Genomic DNA, 1423 nt, shown 5'->3' on the forward strand with positions numbered 1-1423 from the left:
CTAGTAGTGCTTGGTCAGGTCGGTGTTGGGCTGGTTATGTCGCGGTTGCAGGTGGGGCAGGCGCCGGTCCAGGTCGCGAGGAGTGTCTGCAGCTCGCGGACGACTTGGTAGAGGCTCAGGCCGACGCCGTGTCTTTTGGGGCCCGGGCCAGTCGCTGCAGGGTGCAGAAGGCATGCGCGACGGAGACGAGGGTGACGTGGTGGTGCCAGCCGCTCCAGGTCCGGCCCTCGAAGTGGGCCAGGCCCAGGGCCTGCTTCATCTCCCGGTAATCGTGCTCGATGCGCCAGCGGAGCTTGGCGAGGCGGACCAGGGTGGTCAGCGGGGTGTCCTCGGGCAGGTCGGACAGCCAGAACTGGACCGGCTCGCTCTCGCTTGCGGGCCATTCGGCCAGCAGCCAGCACGCGGGCAGCTCCGGGCCGTCGGTGGCCTGCCGGATCTCGCGTCCGGCGGGCCGGATCCGCAGGGCCATGAAACGGGAGTACATCCGTTTCAGGCCGGAGCGGCCGGTGCCCGGCCTGGAGCCCTCCCGCCACTGCACCGGCCGTGCGGCCTTCCGGCCCGCCGCGATGACCAGCTCTTTCACCGACCGGGCAGGGTCGGGGTACTTCGGCACCGGCGGGCGTCCGTTGCCCGAGTACGGCTCGCGCACCGGGACCGCGTCGGCGGGCTGTGCCGACAGGGTGGTGGAGATCCCCACCACGTAATTCAGGCCGCGGGCCTGCAGCCCGTGCCGGAAGGCCGCGGCGTCACCGTATCCGGCGTCCGCGATGGCCAGCGGCACATCGATCCCCCAGGAGCGGGTCTCATCGAGCATGTCCAGGGCCAGCTGCCACTTCTCCACGTGCCCGATGTCGTCGGGAATGCCGCAGGCAGTGCGACGGGCGACCTTGCCGGGATCGGCCTTCGGTGAGGCCGGGTCCCAGGTCGCCGGCAGGAACAGCCGCCAGTTGACCGCCGTCGAGGCGTGGCCGGACGCGAGGTGGAGCGAGACGCCCACCTGGCAGTTGGTGACCTTGCCGGCGGTGCCGGTGTACTGCCGCGACACACACGCCGAGGCGGTCCCGTCCTTCAGGAACCCGGTGTCGTCGAAGACCACGGCTTTCGGCCGGATCACCGCCTCCATCCGCCACGCCAGCTGGGCCCGGATATGCGCCGGGTCCCAGGGGCTGGTGGTGATGAAGTTGGCCAGAGCCTGACGGTTGCCGTCAGCCCCGAGCCGGGCGGCCATCGGCTCGATGGACTTGCGCCGCCCGTCGGTCAGCAATCCCCGCAGGTAGACCTGCCCCCACCGGCGCTGGTCCTTGCGCGCGAACGGCTCGAACACCTCCGCCGCGAACGCCTCCAACTCACCACGCACCAAGCCAATCTCGTCCGGAGTCACACACCCTCAACGCCACACCAGGCCCGGAGGACACGCACCACC

Annotated in this window: 1 protein-coding gene; it reads right to left on the bottom strand. The window is 70.6% G+C overall.

Annotated elements, in window-relative coordinates; all coding sequences use genetic code 11:
- Positions 1-115: 115 nt before the first annotated feature.
- Positions 116-1381, bottom strand: a complete 1266-nt coding sequence (locus tag AB0937_RS38510; RefSeq protein WP_366718872.1) for an IS701 family transposase — start codon at positions 1379-1381, stop codon at positions 116-118.
- Between the last annotated feature and the right edge of the window lie 42 nt (positions 1382-1423).

This window comes from Streptomyces sp. NPDC047880 (assembly GCF_040706515.1).
GTDB lineage: Bacteria > Actinomycetota > Actinomycetes > Streptomycetales > Streptomycetaceae > Streptomyces.